This window comes from Bacillus sp. UNC438CL73TsuS30 (assembly GCF_000482325.1).
Taxonomy (GTDB): Bacteria; Bacillota; Bacilli; order Bacillales; family Cytobacillaceae; genus Neobacillus.
In genome coordinates this window covers 1-16,972 of sequence record NZ_AXVA01000033.1, presented here as the reverse complement: position 1 = coordinate 16,972, position 16,972 = coordinate 1, and the positions used below count along the sequence as shown (strand labels likewise).

Sequence of the window (16,972 nt, the reverse complement as noted above, 5' to 3'; positions counted from 1 at the left end):
AGTCGTATTTCACCTATTCGATTTCTTTACCATTTGCTAGAAAAAGGAGGATAAGAAAATAAAATCACAAGAGAGAAAGATAATGAAACTATTAAAAATATGAGGTGTGAGGAAATGAAACCACTAATTGGCGTTACCGGGTATTATGTTGACCATAGCGAAATAGGGAAGGAAGGCTTACGGGGGCTCCCAGGTCAAGATATGGCTATGTTTTCTTATGACTACATCCGTTCTCTTCAACGGGCGGGTGCAACGGTTGTTCTACTTCCTATTGAAGAAGCTGATCAAATCGATTCCACACTTAACCAATTAGATGGATTATTATTGGCTGGCGGTGCAGACATCAATCCATTTTATTACGGTGATATTCCCCAATCGTATTTAGGTACTGTAGAGGAAGAGCGCGATCACTTTGAATTAAATCTAGCAAGGCAGGCTTTAGAAAGAGATATTCCTATTCTAGGAATCTGTCGAGGATTACAGGTGTTGAATGTTGCAGCTGGCGGGTCTCTTTATCAAGACTTGGAACATGAGATGGGTCCTGAACACTTCCATGCTCGGGAACAGTTTCGTAAATGGCAAGGCTCCCATTCTGTAAATCTTTTTGAAGGGAGAAAAATTTATGAGGCGATTGGCGAAAAATCCTTAATGGTTAATTCTTTTCATCATCAAGCAGTGAAAACGCTGGGAAGAGATTTTGAAGTGAGTGCTTTGTCCTTTGATGGTGTAATTGAGGCCATTGAATCTAAAGCCCATCATTATGTAACAGCCGTTCAATGGCATCCAGAAATGATGTCGGAAAGGGATGCGATGCAGCAGCGTTTATTTAGCCACTTTGTGAATGAAATTAGGAATATGGTGGTTAGAACCGAGTGTTATAAGTAAAGGAATCGATGGAATTCAGTACCTCTTAAAGATTTGTAATATGACGGCCTGGTACGCTCGAGAATTGAGTTAACCAGTCGTCGGTTGCCAAAAATTTATTGAAAAGGGGATCGGTCTATGAGTCAAATGTCAGAAAAAGTACTTTCATTCGAGCCAGGAGAAAAAAAGGAAAAAAAGGAACGGAAAATAAACGTATTTGCACTGTTACTTGTCTTTTTAGTCATTGCAACCATTGTTACACATATCATGCCAGCTGGAGAATATACCCGTATTGAAAAAAATGGGTATACAACAGTAAATCCAAATTCATTCAAATGGATTGAATCAGCGCCGGTTGGATTCTTTGATATGTTAAAAGCCATACCTTCAGGGATGGTAGAAGCGGCTAATATTATCTTTTTTGTTCTGATTATCGGAGGATTCTTTGGTGTATTAAAGGCATCAGGCACGGTTGAGGCGCTTGTTTCAACGATGGCAAGAAAACTCGCGAACCGTGAAAAGTTGATGATTCCGATTATCATGCTATTCTTTGCACTTGGTGGATCATTGATGGGGATGGCTGAGGAAACTTTGGCATATGTACCTCTGTTTATCCCACTGGCTCTTGCGATTGGATTTGATACGATAACAGGAACTGCGATGGTATTGGTAGGGGCGTCTGTCGGATTTACAACCGCCATTATGAATCCGTTTACAGTGGGGCTGGCGCAAGGAATAGCAGGCCTTCCTATGTATTCGGGGATGGGGTTCCGCCTGGTTTTATTCGTAATCTTATATCTTATTGCTGTTACATTCGTCTATCGTCATGCCATGAAAGTAAAGGAAAATCCATCAACCGGAATTTTCGGGAAATTTGATACAAGTAGGTCAGACACTCTACTAACAGCGAAAGTACAGTTAACAACAAGACATAAATGGATTTTAACGGCATTTTTTATCAATTATGTTATTCTTGTATTTGGTGTTATTAAGTACCAATGGTACATTACTGAAATTGCAGCCTTATTTATTATCTTAACGATCGTCATTGCTATCCTTGGCAAGATATCGATTGATGATACCGTAGAATCTTTTACACAGGGATCGGCATCTTTAATTAGCGGAGCTTTAATCATTGGTGTATCGCGCGCCATTCTGGTCGTATTGAATCAAGGGCATATTATTGACCCCTTGCTTCACCAAGTATCAGAAGGCATGAAACATATTCCTGCTTTTTTAAGTGTTGTCGGAATGTTCAACTTCCAAGCGGCTATTCATTTCATTTTAGCATCAGGGAGTGGCCATGCGATGTTGACCATGCCTATAATGGCACCGCTTGCAGATTTATTGCACATTACACGCCAAACAGCAGTATTATCCTTTTCCTTCGCGGATGGTATTGGAAATATTATTTTTCCGACAGGTGGTACGCTAATGGCTGGATTGGCAATTGCGGGAATTTCCTGGACAAAGTGGGCAAAATGGATTCTCCCTTTGATTCTAATTGAATACGCAATTGGTACAATAGCGGTCATCATTGCTCATGCGATCGGTTATGGTCCAGCCTAAAATAAATAAAACACACTTGGAGAGTATCCCCAAGTGTGTTTGCATGTTCTGGCTCGTTTATGTTTGTTTATTCCTTGCCCAATGCTGAATGTCTTTTTCCATAGCTAAAGTAAATAATTAAACCGATCACTAGCCATACGACGAAACTGATCCATGTAATGGATGGAAGTTGCAGGACTAAATATCCACAGGATAGAAAAGCTAGAATCGGAATCCATGGTACAAACGGAACGCGGAAACCTTGTTTCGGCGGACCTTGCTTTTTACGTAAAAACAAAATGCCGATTGAAACGGACATGAACGCAAATAGCGTGCCGATATTCGTTAATTCAGCGAGCTTACCAAGTGGGATTAAGCCAGAAAAAATAGAAACGAGGACAAAGGTGATCCACGTATTTACAACCGGCGTCTTCGTTTTCTTATCTATTTTTGAAAAAGCCTTTGGAAGCAGCCCATCTCGGCTGATGGAATAAAATAAGCGGGTTTGTCCATAAACCATGACGATTAGAACGGTTGTAATCCCAGCAATGGCTCCTAGGGAAATGAAACCAGCAATCCAGTCTTGATGAATGTAATTAAGTCCAAATGCGACAGGATTTTTTACATCAAGTAATTGATAGGGAACAATTCCTGTTAATACCGCTGATACTGCAACATATAGAATCGTACAGACGATCAGGGATGCAATAATTCCAATTGGCATATTACGCTGTGGATTTTTTACTTCTTCCGCTGCTGTTGAGACTGCGTCAAAACCAATATAGGCATAGAAGGCTGTTGCAGCTCCAGCTGTTACCCCTGAGAATCCGAACGGCATAAAAGGTGTCCAGTTAGCAGGTTTCACATACCATGCACCGACACCAAGAAATAGGAGAACAACCAATATTTTTATAATCACCATGATGGCATTAAAACGTGCTGATTGTTTTGCTCCTCTTGTTAACATGTATGCGACGATCAGAGTGATCAAAATGGCTGGTACATCTATATACGTACCATGTGCCGGGTCATATGCGCTCGAGATTGCCTTAGGAATGTGGATGCCAAATCCGGCAATTAAACCTTGAAAGTAACCCGACCATCCGCTGGCGACAGAAGCACTGGCAAATCCATATTCGAGAATTAAATCCCAGCCTAGAATCCAGGCGATAATTTCTCCAAAAGTAGCATAACTGTAGGTGTAAGCACTGCCTGATACGGGTACCGTAGAAGCAAACTCTGCATAGCAAAGGGCAGCAAAAACACAGACGAGCCCAGAAATAATAAAGGATAGGATCAGGGCAGGGCCAGCATGTTCGGCTGCGGCGACCCCGGTCAGAACAAAAATTCCGGTGCCAACAATTGCGCCAATTCCGAGCATCGTTAAGTCAAAGGCGCCTAACTCCTTTTTTAATGAAACCTCTTTTCTTCCTGACTCTTTTATTAAATCTTGAATGGATTTTTTTCTAAACAAATCCATATTATATTTCCTCCTCAAATCAAAATCAACTAAATATTCTGATAAAATAAACAAAAAAGAATTGTAGCGAATTTTGTCGAATTTTACAACGAAATTAATAATATAATTTATTTTGTAAAAAATCAATATTTTCTTAAGGGTAAAATTTTTTTAAAAAAGACCCTGGGGACTTTCTTGCGGCTTTTGGGCAGAATTCAGAAAGATCAATCGATCGCTTGGCTTTTGACAGCGGGAAACCGTGGGGGTCGGCACATATATTTGATAGTTTGGTCCATATATCGGGAGAATGGAACATAAATCGATTGAAATGGAACATAAACATGAGCAAGGTGCAATAAAAAAACCGAATGTCCCATGAAAATGGTAATTTAAAAGTAGGGGAACATGCGAAAAGTAGTTTCCAGCGTTATATTCTTAGGAGAAAAATGATCTGAGCCAGGCGACCGCCTGGCTTTTTAAATGGAAATCCGTAGGTCGGCACATATATTTGTTAGTTTGGGCTATATATCGGGAGAATGGCACATAAATCGAGTGAAATGGAACAAAAAAAGAACGAGATCAATATACAGATTCGCCGATGAAAATGGTAACTAAGAAGGTGAAAGGGCTAGTTATGCTTACAGGCTAGTAAGAATAAGGGGTTTGGAGACCCTTTTTTGTTTTAAAAAATTAAAGGAAACGTTAAGGTAACGAAAGCTGCCCAAAGTCCGTAGACTGGCAAATACTTCGTAACGGCATCTTGGATAGGTGAAGGCCCGGTTTTGTTTTGTAGAAACCGCATATAGGAGAGCATAATCCATATTAGGTTTGCCCAGACCAGTATGTTGACGCCTAAAACAGCAAGCCGATTGGGCGTAATCCCATATGAAGAAAGTCTGAACACGATGGCTGACAAAGCCACACTGTCAATGATCAGCGCAAGAACAATTAAGGCAAAGTTGATATAATCTGAAAGGTTCTTTTTCTCGTCTGTGTCGCTTTCGGTAATGGAAAAGATCGTGACAGCCAATACACCAAGGAGTATTCCGTTGAAGGCAATCAGGAAATTGCGGTCCAAGAATGGATTTTTTCCGACCCAAACAACCGTTATCAGATAGACCAACAATGTGACCAGGACAAGAGGACTAAAAATCTTCGCTAGATAAGGTGTAATATTTTTAGCAAATTTAAGATTCATGGAAACAAGGGATGCAGCCACAATCGCGAGAGCCGCAGCGCCAAATACAACGATATTTCTAAAATAGAAGTCTTCTATATTCAAGCCGACAAACCTAAATAACTGCATGGTTAATCCTGCTAGCAGCATTCCACTCACTGCCATGCTCGCGTAGAGGATGCCAAATTCTAAATTAAATTTAAGATAGGCTAATCTTGTGCTGCCTTCCCTATATTCATTTCCTGTAAATGCAAGCCCAACCAATCCCCATAAGAAAATGGGAAGGTGTATATAAGCTAGGATCATACTGTCTTTATCATTCAATGGCAGCATATTAAGATAAATCCCGGAGATGAGGAACAGCGCTGCAAGGGAATTCACCATCATTTTTTTAGGGGGATTCTTGTATACAAAATAGGCTGCAATAAAGGGAAGTATCCCGAAAGCAAGGTTGATGGGTGCAATTGTCTGCTGTTCAACATAATGAAAAATGATCCTGGTGCATATCCCGGCCAGAATCGCTAAAAGGCCCATGAATAAGAAACCTTTCTGAAGCAAGAAAGCTTTTTCTGTATCTGATGTCTCCTTGAAATGTAATCTTTCATACCAAACGGCAAGAACCTGCGAATCAGGGCTTTGCTCCCAGGCGTGTGGGAATGATTTTTTAAATGCTTTGGGGTCTTTTCTAAACAGTCTCTCCAGCTCATGGGGGTTTGCGATATTTTCATTAATCAAATGGTTCATGTCCATGGTTCTACCTCCCTCGAATATCGTTAATTTGATTTTAAGACATTATTTATTGTTTATCAATAAATTTTTATCCCCATCCATAATATTTTTGTTGAAAGGGAACATGGGGGTTCAGTGAATTTTATGACAGATTTGTGGCGAAGAGTTTATGGATAAACCATAAAGCTCGGGGTAAGGTGACCACGGGGACATCACTAGCAGGACTTTTGGACCGTGTGACTATAGGGGCAGACCCTCACTCCAAGAGTAGGACCTATCCCTTGTTGGCTCAGCCATTTAGGTGCTTTCATATTGATTGAAAATAAATGATCGCTTTGGATTAGAATGATATCGACACCAATCTTGGATTCTAGTAAAATTATCCTAGCTATGATCGTGATTAAAATATTTTTAGGAAAAATACATACTTTTTAAAAGGAACGAAGGAGAAACACACATGCTAAAAATGCGGGAAATTAACACACCACTAAAACCTCTGGGCATTCGTTATTTTAAAGATGAAGAGGGCCATTACTATAAAAAGCGGGGAAAGCATCGCCGGATACAGGTAAAGCCTTTTTGGAAAAAGAAAAGATTGTGGCTGGGATTCTCGTTCTCTTTCTTACTCATCATGGGGTTTGTTTGCTACCATTTGGTCATGAATTTTGCCTCCAAGAAAGTAGTGGATGAAGTATCTGCCCAAATCCCTCAAAGAGAAATCAAGAATTTGTTAATGGAGCCTACTGTTCAACAAACCATTGAAAATCAAGTTGGGCCAGAAAAAAAGAAGGAAATCCTACAAAAATATTCGGTAAAGTCTGTTTCTAATCCTAAGACGCCTACTAAAGCGGCTCAGAGAAAAGAAGCAGGGAATACCGTCCACCCAGGGGTGGAGAATGTGGCTAAAACCAAGTTAATGTTCACCTCAAGGGACCAAGCCATGAAATTCGTTTTATCCAAATTCACCGCGAGTGAGATCGCGGCCTTTGTGGATAAAGCCAAAGATGGTCTCACTCCGCAAGAAAAATCAGAGATTACGAGCCAAGTATTAAAAAGACTAACACCTGAGGAATACAATGCGCTTAAAACCTTTGCGGTGGTAGAAGTAAGTAAAGGCTAATTCGACAAAAATCGGGCGGTGCCAGGCACCACCCGATTTTTGTCGAAGAGATCAAAGATTAAAACCTGGGGAAAAGATATGGGTTCGTGTCCCTCAAACCAATCCCTTAGCATTTTCAAATTTTATTTAGGAAAGGGGCTAATTATGGAGTTTACTATTCTACATTCAAGAGATAACTCTCGCTAACCCAAACGCAACTCCTGCAGCAAGTCCACCAGTAATCGTTGTTTGAACAGCACTCTTAATAGGTGAAGTTCCCGTAAACCTTCCTTTTACGTATCCAAAAATCATCAATGCGATCAGTGTAACGATTGCAGAAGTCATTAATGCTGTCGCGGGATGTTTGAAGATAAAATAAGGGAACAGAGGGATTAACCCACCGACAATATAAGAAACGGCAATGGTAATCGCACTGTTCCTTGCCCTTGTAGGCTCTGGTTTCTCCAACCCTAATTCGAATCTCATCATAAAATCCACCCATTTTTCAGGATTCTTTTTCATGGTTTCTGTAATCGATTTGATTTGTTCTTCTTCCAGTCCATATTCCCTGAATATTTCAGATACTTCCTCTTCTTCGCGTTCTGGAAGCTCTATTATTTCGCGCTGTTCACGAGCAAGTTCTGATTCGTAATGTTCCACATCTGTTTTTCCCGCCAAGTATCCGCCGAGTCCCATTGCAATGGACCCTGCTGCAATTTCAGCACCTCCTGCTGTGAGAATCAATGTTGTTGTATCCACAGCACCCGACAAACCAGCAGCTAATGCAAATGGTACGGTTAATCCGTCTGACATACCAATTACAATATCCCGAATGAAATCAGACCCAGAAAAATGTTCTTCCACGTGATGCAGGTGTTGATCCATTTTTTCACCGCCAATTAACTAATCTAACATCAATATGTGACTATTTTGTTGTTTTTAACTCCTCCTAAAAGGAAAAAGTTTTTTATAGTATTTACGATCGCTTGTAAAAAAATCTAATGAATGAAATTGGAAACATTTTATTAGCAAAGATACAAAAACATTTTAAGAATTCATTCATTTAGAAAATGTATTCATTTTTCGTGCTAGATTGTATTTAAATAAAATTGAAGGTTATTTTAACTTTAAGTGGTTTTTTTTCGAAAAGGCGAGATTCGGTGACAATGGCCAAGTTATTTATAGGAGGACACACCAATGAGTACACGGGAAATCAAGGTCCAAAAACAAGGATGGATTCCTAAAAAGGAACGTATATGGGTAATTGTGGCGATTATCATCGCTGCTTTGATCATGCTTTGGGGGCTTAAGGGACTATTACAACTTTCATTCACTACCCTGCATAGCAGGCAGTTTGAGCATACATTTAAAGGTTTTGGCTCCAATGCAAGAATTGCCGTATTTTTTGTACTTGCTTATTATGTGCTTCTTCGGGTTATGAAGCTTCGTCATTTAAAAGGTCAAGCTAAGGTGAAAAAATGGTTGTCCGCTTTACTACGTTTTGCCCGAAAATGGCATACTCCAGCAGCAATTATCGCCATCGCTTTTATTGTCTTGCATACGATAGCTGTCTTTATGCACGGTTTCAAATTTGATTTTAATAATATAAGTGGATTGATTTCCTTGGTAGTCCTGCTTCCAGTTCCTATATCAGGACTATTTCGATATAAGAGGATGGACCGGAAATGGCATTTGCGATCTGGTGTTGCCTTTGCAATTCTATTTTTAATTCATTCTTTTTTATAAGGACCATGGGGACAGTTCTACCGGCTTTTTTAGTCCATGAAATAATTAAAATAGACCAGGAGGACCATCCTCGTGGTTCTATCTTTTTTTACCACATCGAACACAAACGCTGGTGTAGTAATCATATTTATGATATTTGCGTAAAAAACAAAAAATCCTTTTTAGCTTCATTTGTGTTTACTCCTCTTTAGGTTATTTAACTATTTGAAAACCTATTGTGATTCGTTATGAATAAAAAAAGGCCATTAATTTTCTTAATAGTTTGAAAGTGATGTTTTTATCATACTACAAATTCACCCAATTGTTGGCAAGAAAGTTCGAGGATATTCGACAGGTTTTGTAAATCATTAGAAGAAGGAAAAATAGTTGAGATAGAAAAAGTGTGCATAATGAGAACATTTTATTGATTTTTTACCATTTAATTATATAATAGCTAATGTAAATACGCGTTGTGCGGAAATATATGGAAATAAAGTGTAAATTCCAGATTGTGAATTTGGCTTGAAATTCACTCTCAAGAGAAATGATGGATCGTCATGCACGTTTGTAAGGGATGAAACATCTACAAGGATAGATTAATAGAAGTTTTAAAATAGGCGATATTGGAAATGTATGCAATGAATTAAAAATGGAGTTGGTATTGTCATGAAAGTTTTACAAAAAACACAAACCATTGTTCGGTATGAAAATCATAATGGTGAAGTATATTACGGAATGGTTGAGGATAATGAGATTTTACAATTGTCCAGTACTTTCGCTGAAATTGCGAACAACGAACTAAAATATGATGGTGTAAGGGTTCAATTTGATGATGTGAAAATTTTGGAGCCTGTAGCCCCGTCAAAAGTGATTAATTTTGGCTGGACCTATGCTGGACACGCTAAAGAGACTGGCGGGGAGGCTAATCTCAAAGAACCCTTTTTGTTCTTAAAACCGGCCTCATCCTTGATTCCAAATGAAGGGGATATCATTCTTCCGTCAAGTGATTTAACCCAGCAGGTGGAATTGGAGGGGGAAGTGGCCCTTGTCATTGGGAAACGCGGCAAAAATATAAAAGTGGAAGAGGCAATGGATTATGTTTTTGGCTGTACGATCTTTAATGATGTAACGGCAAGAGATCTTACCAAAAAGGATCCCCAGTTTACACGCGCAAAAGGTTTTGATACGTTTGGTCCATTGGGTCCGTGGATTGTGACAGGTATTGATCCATCGAATTTACGGATCGTTACCACTTTAAACGGGGAAGTTGTACAAGATGGGAATACGAATCAGATGTCACTTTCGATTCCGTTCCTAATCAGTTGGATTTCACAGGTTATGACACTGGAGCCAGGGGATATTTTGGCTACGGGTTCACCTTCCGGCAGTTGTCCAATGAAGTCGGGCGATGTCGTAACGGTAGAAGTAGAAAAGATTGGTAAACTGCGTAATTATGTAATCTAGCAGCCTTAGGCTGAAGGTAGAGAAGTGCTAACTGCACTTCTCTTTTTTTAGTTGGTTTCATTACCCGCTAGAGGTGGAAGGACAAAATCATGCGTGAAACCAATAAAAGTGTCCATCCAAAGTAGCTGGAAGGACAAACGTTTGTGTAGAAGCCCAGCTTGTAGAAACGCGTATCATTGTGCGATATGAGGTCATTTTTTGATCGTTTAGGGGATCAATCGGGAGAACGCGACAGAATTTATCGACAAATAATTTCCTAGGAAACTGTACAATGTTCTTTGTCCAAAGCGCTTTGGAACGTTTTTAATCAAACGTTTGATTGAAAAAGAAAACGTCGGATGCTGTCGTTTAGGAAATAGAAATCTAGAATAACGATTCTTTCAATTTAAGTTGTTTCTTTATAGTAATTAGAACTTTTGGTATGGTAAAATTATCCTATAAGGCGATTATTGTGAGGAGAATGATGCGTGTCTAAAAAACTGTTTGTCTTTTTAAGTTTCTTTTTATTTATTGTCCTATTTTCAGAGAATCATGCTTTGGCCAAAGGTCCGCTAACGCTAAAAACAAAAGATTTAACATTATGGAAGATCGAGCCGAATGATTCAGCCTCCAGTTCGATGAAAAAATTAAAGAAATCCTTTAAGCAGCTGCAATTTGATAAGGTAGATGATGGTTATATTACTGGAGACCCGACACCGCAAATGGCTTATTATCTAAAGTTATATACTGATAGTAAGGGTCGTGTGATTGGAATTGATTATGAACATTTTAAAACGAAAAATAAGGGCCTAAAGTTTTCAACGAGCAGAGGGGTAAAAGTGGGAAGCTCGATTCAAACGGTTTATAAAAAGTACGGGAAGCATCCTAAGGTGAAAAATGATAAGGATCCCGGAAACCATTATATTTTTCTTTCCTACCCAATTGTTTTAAAGGAAACCAAACAGACCGGTACGCTAACAATCAAAACGCGTTATGGAATAAAGAGTAAACGTTCATCTTCGAAGGTTTATGCTTTTGAATACAAATTAAAGCCTTTAAAGAAAAAGACACCTGATCCCGAAATGTCGTTTGGCGGAGTGAAAAAGCTTACCTACCACGGAATTACATTGAAGGCAGGCATGACGAAAAAGCAAATCATCAGCCTATTGGGAAGGCCAGTTGAGATCAAAGAACCGTTGGGTGGGACGGCAGAGGAGAGGGCAGCAATACGAAAAAAGTTTGGTACAAAGCAGTTTAATTATATGGATATCGAGCAATGGAGTTACATCTGGCAAGTGGGTGACCACTATGAAGCGATCGCTATTATCTTTAACCATAAAGATGTGGTTTCTGAAATATTGAGGGTGATGTAGAAATACTATTTCAAATGGGTAACCTATTTATGAGGAATGACAGTCCGTTTAACGAAAGAGGGATATGATGAAACTTTCAGGGAATACAGTACTTATTACAGGCGGGGCAGCCGGAATCGGGTTTGCTTTTGCCGAAAGATTCATTAAAGCAGGCAATAAGGTCATTGTCTGCGGCAGACGCGAAGCAAGGCTTCAGGAAGCGAAGGAAAAATATTCAGAACTCATCACACGCGTTTGTGATGTCACCAAAGAATCGGATCGGATTGCTTTGTTCGAATGGATTACGAGCGAGCACCCCGATGTGAATGTACTTGTAAACAACGCAGGCATTCAGCAGCGCTTCCATATTCTTAAAACCAAGGCGAAGGAAGATTGGAGCTATTACAGCCAAGAAATCGCCTCCAATGTAGAGGCTCCCTTTCATTTTGCCATGCTCTTTGCGCCGTACTTTGCCAACAAGGACTATGCGGCGATCGTTAATGTATCATCCGGTTTAGCCTTTACGCCAATGGCGATTGCGCCGATTTATTCCGCTACGAAAGCGGCGGTTCATTCCTTTACGATGAGCTTAAGGAGTCAGCTTGAAGATACGGCCATTGAGGTGATCGAAGTTGCGCCGCCGGCAGTGAATACCGATTTAGGCGGAGCTGGCCTTCACACCTTTGGCACACCTGTAGATGAATTTGCTGATGCAATCTTTAAAGGCCTTGAAGCAGGAAAAAGCGAAATCGGTTATGCCCGTTCTGAAAATGCGATGCGGATGTCCCGAGATGAAATCGATGAGACCGTAAAGGTGATGTACGCCAATATGAAAAACACCATACTGTAATGAATAAAGAGCTTCCCTTGTGGGGAGCTCTTTATTCATGGGGTCCGGGGGCAAGGGCAAAGGCCAGCTGGTTTAGGATATCGACACTTTTTGGTAGGATATCAACACAAAATAGGATTATATCAACACTTTTTAATAGGATATCAACACAAAATGGGATTATATCAACACTTTTTGGTGGGGTATCAACAGAAATGGGATTATATCGACAATTTTAAAGATCCCCTTAACAAGTGGGGCCGCCTTGATTCTACTTTTTTACTAAGTTTTAACCTTTAATCAATTTTATAGATAAAATCAATATGTCCCTTTGGGAGTGAATTGGCCAATCCCCTTTAATTCATAGTCAAAGAATTTAAGAATCAATTTATTTTCAGTTTCAATACAGTAAGATTGATCAATGTCAGCTTTTCCGCCTTGCAGAATATTTGCCAGTATAGGAGAGAAAAGCGGTAAATCGGTCAAGCTTAAATGTTTTGCCCCTTTAAAATGAGCAGTATATGCTTGTTTGAATTGTTCATTATCGGCTTTATTCGCTACATAGAGGGAGTTGCTTTCGAGCTGTCCCCAAACATCGTCAGAATAAATGTTAAAAAGTGGGGTTGTGAAGGATTTGCTGCTTTCCACAAAATCATCCTTATCCTTCTTATAAACAAGCTCACTAAAGAACGGAGCATCAATATTTACAACTGCACCTATATCATCACGTTCTCTACCTAGCCAAACACTTGCTGCGCCGCCCATTGAGTGCCCGAACACACCAATTTTCTCTGTATTGATCTGTTGATAAATGGGATTACTCCCACTTTTGGCTTTTTCAAGTATCGTATCAATGACAAAATTCATATCATCTGTTCGCAGTTTCATCCATTTTTGAATGAGTCCGTACAGTTCTTCATTCGAGTAAACACCTTTATTCATATTGTCGATTTCACGGTTATAATCTGTATTGATCAAGACATTCGTTCCATCCTTTGAACGAGTATAAAAGGAGTGATAAGGGTGATCGATGGAAACTACTACATAACCGTGGCTTGCAAGCTCAGTATAGGTAGAGGTATTGCTTGCTTTAATACCGTATGCTCCATGTGAGAACACCAAAAGCGGGTACGTTCCTTTGGCGTTTTTTGGATACCAAAATTCCACATTCACAAATCTATTGGTCCTCTTCTCGGAAATTTTCTCTACACGGTTCTTGTCAATATATGTGTAAGTAGCCGTTCCGACTTCATATTCACCTGTCACTTTTGGTGATTTATGCTGCGGAAAAACAATTGCAGGTGAAAATGTAAAGATCGAAACGAATATCATCATAATGGCTTTCCACACAATTTTAGAAGTTTTGTATGTTTGAATATTGGTTTTGTTACGAATAAGAGAAACCATTCCTATTAACGCTAATATGAAAAGCAGTATTGCAAGCATGGCCCAGCGGAAACTCCACACAATCACCGATGAAAGTGTGAGAATTACAAATGCTATAAATGCCGCAATCCTAATCCAATTCTTTATTTTTTTATGGTTTTGCTTCGTTACCATACAATAGATTGCAAATGCAATCTCGAAAATCAAAGCGATAACTAATAGTAAAGTTCCCATAGTAGTTACTCCTCCTCATTCGAATCCTTTTTCATGAACTCATCATAATAAACCGCGAAAAGGATGTATATAGAAAAACTGTAAGTTGTATCCACAGGCAAATAAGATGCAAAAAAACGGTAAGCTATAAAGCTTACCGCATAATAATCTGTTGCAGACAACTGCTGCTTTATGATTTTATTGACTACTTTTAAATGCCTTTAGTCTTTCATTGATTTTTTGGGCTTCTTTTTTATCATTTTTCCATGACAGCAGACGAACCAGGATATAGATCACGGCAATTTGCAGTGCAAGAATGATCCCTTCTAATGCACTATTCACAATACCAAAAACGTTGCTAAGGGAAATCAACAGAATCTCCAAGGCGATAAAATGAATGGCCATTCTTATACGCATGTTCTTCTCACTTAGATCATGAGGAGAATACAAAATAAATCCTATCAATGCACTTAAAAATGAAAAGGCCATAATGATATAAATTGACTTCAAATCAAAGGCCATATGGGGATCATATATTTGTCGCAACATCGTCATCATAATGATGATGGCTGCGAAGATAATCAAGAAATCCTTAATTATCTTTTGTATAAATTTGGACAGCTTCATGATTTATCCCTCCTTTTATAATCCAAGCATCTTTTTAAGGACAGGCACATACTGTCTTGATATAACTGTACGTTCCCCGTTATCCAGTACCGCTTCGAAGCGGCCGCTTATAGACGGGTGAATAGATGAAACTTTGGCTATGTTTAAAATAGTTGATTTAGATGCACGAAAACAGCTCTTATTTTTACATAATTCCTCTAACTCATAAAGCTTTTGTTTTACTTCAAAAACGTTGTCCTTGCAGTAAATAAAAACCTTTCCATCAACTGCCTCGAAATAATAGATATCACGAAGCTTAATACGGTGAACTCGATCATTTTGATATCCGATTACGATGAGGTCTTCCGTTTTCAGTTTGTCTACGATTTCGTATATTTCGTCATCTACTTCATGACATCTAATTAGGATTTCTTCTCCAATTTCTTTGCTGATCTCTTCTATTGAAATTTTCATCTTATCACCCACGAAAATTCAAATTATTTCAGTTCGACTACGGAACCTCCAAATACAATCCTTTTTTACATTGTATCAAAAAATGACCAGGGGGACGGTTCCGTTGGATTTTTTATACCAAAAAATAAAATAGACTAGAGAATGGTTCCTTTTCATGCAAGAAAAGGATCTTTTTTTTGCAGCGAACAATATTTTGAATATTTAGTCTAAAAGTCACTTAAGGAAATATATCATTAAAGAACGAATAAAGGGGGGAAGCGGATTGAAGAAATTCTTAAGTGCAATACCGTTATCGTTACAACATTTGTTTGCGATGTTTGGTGCAACCGTTTTGGTGCCAGCCCTCACCGGTCTTGATCCAGGAAGTGCTCTTATTGCTAGTGGTGTCGGAACTTTGATTTTCCATCTTATTACAGGCGGAAAGGTTCCAACGTATCTAGGTTCATCCTTTGCCTTTATTGCTCCGCTTGCGTTGTATGTCGGAAAGCTCCATTCACCCGGTGAAGCCGTTGCAGGTCTGATTAGCGTTTCGATTGTTTATGCCATTGTATCATTGATTATTTCGTTTGTCGGTTTTGAAAAAGTACGTAAGGTAATTCCTGCAGTTGTCGTCGGACCAGTTGTCAGTATTATCGGTCTTTCGCTGGCAACCACGGCGGTGACCAATATGGCCTCGACCCATTGGGATGTTGCGATTGTTAGCCTTTTAGCAGCGGTTATCGCAACGCTTGCAGGCACAAAGGTGATCCGCCTCTTGCCGCTTATCATCGGTCTTGCTGTTGGGTATGTGTATGCCGCGATCCGTGGGTTTGTTGATTTTGAAACAATCGCCAGTGCACCGGCTTTTGCTCTTCCGCATTTCGTCGCGCCGGAATTCACGTGGGTCGTGATCCTCGGAATGGCGCCGATTGCCCTGGTCACTATCATCGAAGACCTTGGACATATGTTTGTGCTAAATGAGATTATCGGAAAAGATGTAACAAAGAATCCTGGATTTTCGAGGATCCTTTGGGGGAATGGGATTGCAACATTAGTCTCCGGCTTCATCGGCGGACCGGCGCAAACCACTTATGCTGAAAATCTCGGGGTTCTAGCGATCACCCGCCAGTTTTCCAGCAGGATCATTCAGGGCGCTGCTGTTATTGCGATTCTTCTTGGTTTGTTCGGAAAAGTGGGAGCTGTGATTCAATCCATTCCCGTTGCCGTGATGGGCGGCATATGTATCTTGTTGTTTGGGATGATCGCGGCAATGGGGATCCGTCACCTTCTTGAGGAGAAAGTGAGTCTGGCGAATATGAAAAATTTGGTCATCGTTGCGATAATCTTCATCATCGGAGTTGGGTATGCGCATAATGGTATCGCCTACGCTACCATTGCCGGACTGCTCATTTATTGGATTTTACCTGATTTTACGACAAAGAGAGAAGACCAAAATGAAAAAGCTATTTGAAAAACTTGTAGCGGATGGCCATTTATTTGTACGTTAACAAATTCATGGTGATGGCAGAGCAGCAGATTTTGTCGAAGATTGATAGGTTTTTGTATTTATAGAAAGTGTTAGAATGGAGTTGCAACTGAATATTGTGAGGGTGGCCGTGTTGTCAATCTTCTTTTCCTTGCTTTAAGGAAAGGAGGTGATAATCATGGAAACATTTCTTGAAATTTTAAGAGAAATTCTGAAAGGAGTTTTGCGTGAAATCAGCGCTTATTTCTTTCGGAAAGGCATTCTAGAAAACAAGAAAACCACCCAACGCCGTCGTAAGCCTATGATCTGAACCCAAAAAGTTAGACACGAAGTTTAGGCAGCTACTTGGGCATGAGTTCGGTATTGAACCGGACTCATGCCTTTTAATTTTGCCTTAATCCGTTTGTGATTATAGTAATAAATATATTTCTCTAATTCTACTTTAAAATGCTCCATGCTCTCAAATTCTTTCAAATAGAGTAATTCAGACTTTAATAAGCCAAAGAAATTCTCCATGACTGCGTTATCTAAGCAATTCCCCTTCCTTGACATACTTTGAGTAATCCCATGTTCTTTCAAAGTATGTTGGTACTGCTTCATTTG

At 39.6% G+C, this 16,972-nt stretch carries 16 protein-coding genes; 9 read left to right on the top strand and 7 right to left on the bottom strand.

Features of this window, described 5'->3' with window-relative positions:
• Window positions 1-114: 114 nt before the first annotated feature.
• Window positions 115-885: a gamma-glutamyl-gamma-aminobutyrate hydrolase family protein gene (locus M028_RS0111950; protein ID WP_026574125.1), complete on the top strand. Its 771-nt coding sequence runs from the start codon at window positions 115-117 to the stop codon at window positions 883-885.
• Window positions 886-1,002: 117 nt separating this feature from the next.
• On the top strand, window positions 1,003-2,433 hold the full coding sequence (locus tag M028_RS0111945; protein WP_026574124.1) for a YfcC family protein: 1,431 nt from the start codon (window positions 1,003-1,005) through the stop codon (window positions 2,431-2,433).
• Between the two features lie 67 nt (window positions 2,434-2,500).
• On the opposite strand, the gene M028_RS0111940 is transcribed toward M028_RS0111945, so the two are convergent.
• Window positions 2,501-3,892 carry an amino acid permease gene (locus M028_RS0111940; RefSeq protein ID WP_026574123.1) on the bottom strand — a complete coding sequence of 464 codons (1,392 nt, stop codon included), beginning with the start codon at window positions 3,890-3,892 and terminating at the stop codon, window positions 2,501-2,503.
• 661 nt (window positions 3,893-4,553) lie between these two features.
• Window positions 4,554-5,798, bottom strand: coding sequence for a DUF4153 domain-containing protein (locus M028_RS0111935; RefSeq protein WP_026574122.1), 1,245 nt, complete (start codon window positions 5,796-5,798; stop codon window positions 4,554-4,556).
• Window positions 5,799-6,234: 436 nt separating this feature from the next.
• On the opposite strand from M028_RS0111935, the gene M028_RS0111930 reads away from it, so the two are divergent.
• A complete protein-coding gene (locus M028_RS0111930; protein WP_026574121.1) occupies window positions 6,235-6,897 on the top strand; it encodes a hypothetical protein in 663 nt (220 codons plus the stop codon).
• 165 nt (window positions 6,898-7,062) lie between these two features.
• Here M028_RS0111930 and M028_RS0111925 read toward each other — a convergent pair whose 3' ends face one another.
• Window positions 7,063-7,761 carry a VIT1/CCC1 transporter family protein gene (locus M028_RS0111925; protein ID WP_026574120.1) on the bottom strand — a complete coding sequence of 233 codons (699 nt, stop codon included), beginning with the start codon at window positions 7,759-7,761 and terminating at the stop codon, window positions 7,063-7,065.
• A gap of 312 nt (window positions 7,762-8,073) precedes the next feature.
• Here M028_RS0111925 and M028_RS0111920 point away from each other — a divergent pair, with 312 nt between their 5' ends.
• The 4 genes from M028_RS0111920 to M028_RS0111905 all read left to right on the top strand — a co-directional run bounded on the left by M028_RS0111920 (window position 8,074) and on the right by M028_RS0111905 (window position 12,246).
• Window positions 8,074-8,622 (top strand): hypothetical protein, encoded by a 549-nt coding sequence (locus tag M028_RS0111920; RefSeq protein WP_026574119.1) that lies wholly within the window; start codon window positions 8,074-8,076, stop codon window positions 8,620-8,622.
• 645 nt (window positions 8,623-9,267) lie between these two features.
• On the top strand, window positions 9,268-10,065 hold the full coding sequence (locus tag M028_RS0111915; RefSeq protein WP_026574118.1) for a fumarylacetoacetate hydrolase family protein: 798 nt from the start codon (window positions 9,268-9,270) through the stop codon (window positions 10,063-10,065).
• A gap of 467 nt (window positions 10,066-10,532) precedes the next feature.
• Complete coding sequence (locus M028_RS33570; protein WP_026574117.1) at window positions 10,533-11,417, top strand: hypothetical protein; 885 nt, start codon at window positions 10,533-10,535, stop codon at window positions 11,415-11,417.
• A gap of 67 nt (window positions 11,418-11,484) precedes the next feature.
• On the top strand, window positions 11,485-12,246 hold the full coding sequence (locus M028_RS0111905) for an SDR family oxidoreductase (RefSeq protein WP_026574116.1): 762 nt from the start codon (window positions 11,485-11,487) through the stop codon (window positions 12,244-12,246).
• 297 nt (window positions 12,247-12,543) lie between these two features.
• Here M028_RS0111905 and M028_RS0111895 read toward each other — a convergent pair whose 3' ends face one another.
• The 3 genes from M028_RS0111895 to M028_RS0111885 all read right to left on the bottom strand — a co-directional run bounded on the left by M028_RS0111895 (window position 12,544) and on the right by M028_RS0111885 (window position 14,904).
• Window positions 12,544-13,845 (bottom strand): alpha/beta hydrolase family protein, encoded by a 1,302-nt coding sequence (locus M028_RS0111895; RefSeq protein WP_026574114.1) that lies wholly within the window; start codon window positions 13,843-13,845, stop codon window positions 12,544-12,546.
• Between the two features lie 177 nt (window positions 13,846-14,022).
• A complete protein-coding gene (locus M028_RS0111890) occupies window positions 14,023-14,451 on the bottom strand; it encodes a DUF3021 family protein (protein ID WP_026574113.1) in 429 nt (142 codons plus the stop codon).
• A gap of 15 nt (window positions 14,452-14,466) precedes the next feature.
• Window positions 14,467-14,904, bottom strand: coding sequence for a LytTR family DNA-binding domain-containing protein (locus tag M028_RS0111885; RefSeq protein ID WP_026574112.1), 438 nt, complete (start codon window positions 14,902-14,904; stop codon window positions 14,467-14,469).
• 262 nt (window positions 14,905-15,166) lie between these two features.
• Between M028_RS0111885 and M028_RS0111880 the strand changes: the two genes are divergently transcribed.
• Both M028_RS0111880 and M028_RS33860 read left to right on the top strand, forming a co-directional pair.
• A complete protein-coding gene (locus tag M028_RS0111880; protein WP_026574111.1) occupies window positions 15,167-16,354 on the top strand; it encodes a uracil-xanthine permease family protein in 1,188 nt (395 codons plus the stop codon).
• 193 nt (window positions 16,355-16,547) lie between these two features.
• Window positions 16,548-16,679: a hypothetical protein gene (locus M028_RS33860; protein ID WP_269320932.1), complete on the top strand. Its 132-nt coding sequence runs from the start codon at window positions 16,548-16,550 to the stop codon at window positions 16,677-16,679.
• A gap of 23 nt (window positions 16,680-16,702) precedes the next feature.
• On the opposite strand, the gene M028_RS0111870 is transcribed toward M028_RS33860, so the two are convergent.
• Window positions 16,703-16,972: IS3 family transposase (locus tag M028_RS0111870; protein ID WP_026574110.1), on the bottom strand; the 270-nt coding region annotated here is incomplete at its 5' end.

Coding starts and splice junctions, on each gene's coding strand:
- M028_RS0111915 (WP_026574118.1), top strand. CDS start 9,268: ATGAAAGTTTTACAAAAAACACAAACCATTGTTCGGTATGAAAATCAT.
- M028_RS0111890 (WP_026574113.1), bottom strand. CDS start 14,451: ATGAAGCTGTCCAAATTTATACAAAAGATAATTAAGGATTTCTTGATT.
- M028_RS0111930 (WP_026574121.1), top strand. CDS start 6,235: ATGCTAAAAATGCGGGAAATTAACACACCACTAAAACCTCTGGGCATT.
- M028_RS0111920 (WP_026574119.1), top strand. CDS start 8,074: ATGAGTACACGGGAAATCAAGGTCCAAAAACAAGGATGGATTCCTAAA.
- M028_RS0111905 (WP_026574116.1), top strand. CDS start 11,485: ATGAAACTTTCAGGGAATACAGTACTTATTACAGGCGGGGCAGCCGGA.
- M028_RS0111940 (WP_026574123.1), bottom strand. CDS start 3,892: ATGGATTTGTTTAGAAAAAAATCCATTCAAGATTTAATAAAAGAGTCA.
- M028_RS0111945 (WP_026574124.1), top strand. CDS start 1,003: ATGAGTCAAATGTCAGAAAAAGTACTTTCATTCGAGCCAGGAGAAAAA.
- M028_RS0111925 (WP_026574120.1), bottom strand. CDS start 7,761: ATGGATCAACACCTGCATCACGTGGAAGAACATTTTTCTGGGTCTGAT.
- M028_RS0111895 (WP_026574114.1), bottom strand. CDS start 13,845: ATGGGAACTTTACTATTAGTTATCGCTTTGATTTTCGAGATTGCATTT.
- M028_RS0111950 (WP_026574125.1), top strand. CDS start 115: ATGAAACCACTAATTGGCGTTACCGGGTATTATGTTGACCATAGCGAA.
- M028_RS33860 (WP_269320932.1), top strand. CDS start 16,548: ATGGAAACATTTCTTGAAATTTTAAGAGAAATTCTGAAAGGAGTTTTG.
- M028_RS0111885 (WP_026574112.1), bottom strand. CDS start 14,904: ATGAAAATTTCAATAGAAGAGATCAGCAAAGAAATTGGAGAAGAAATC.
- M028_RS0111935 (WP_026574122.1), bottom strand. CDS start 5,798: ATGGACATGAACCATTTGATTAATGAAAATATCGCAAACCCCCATGAG.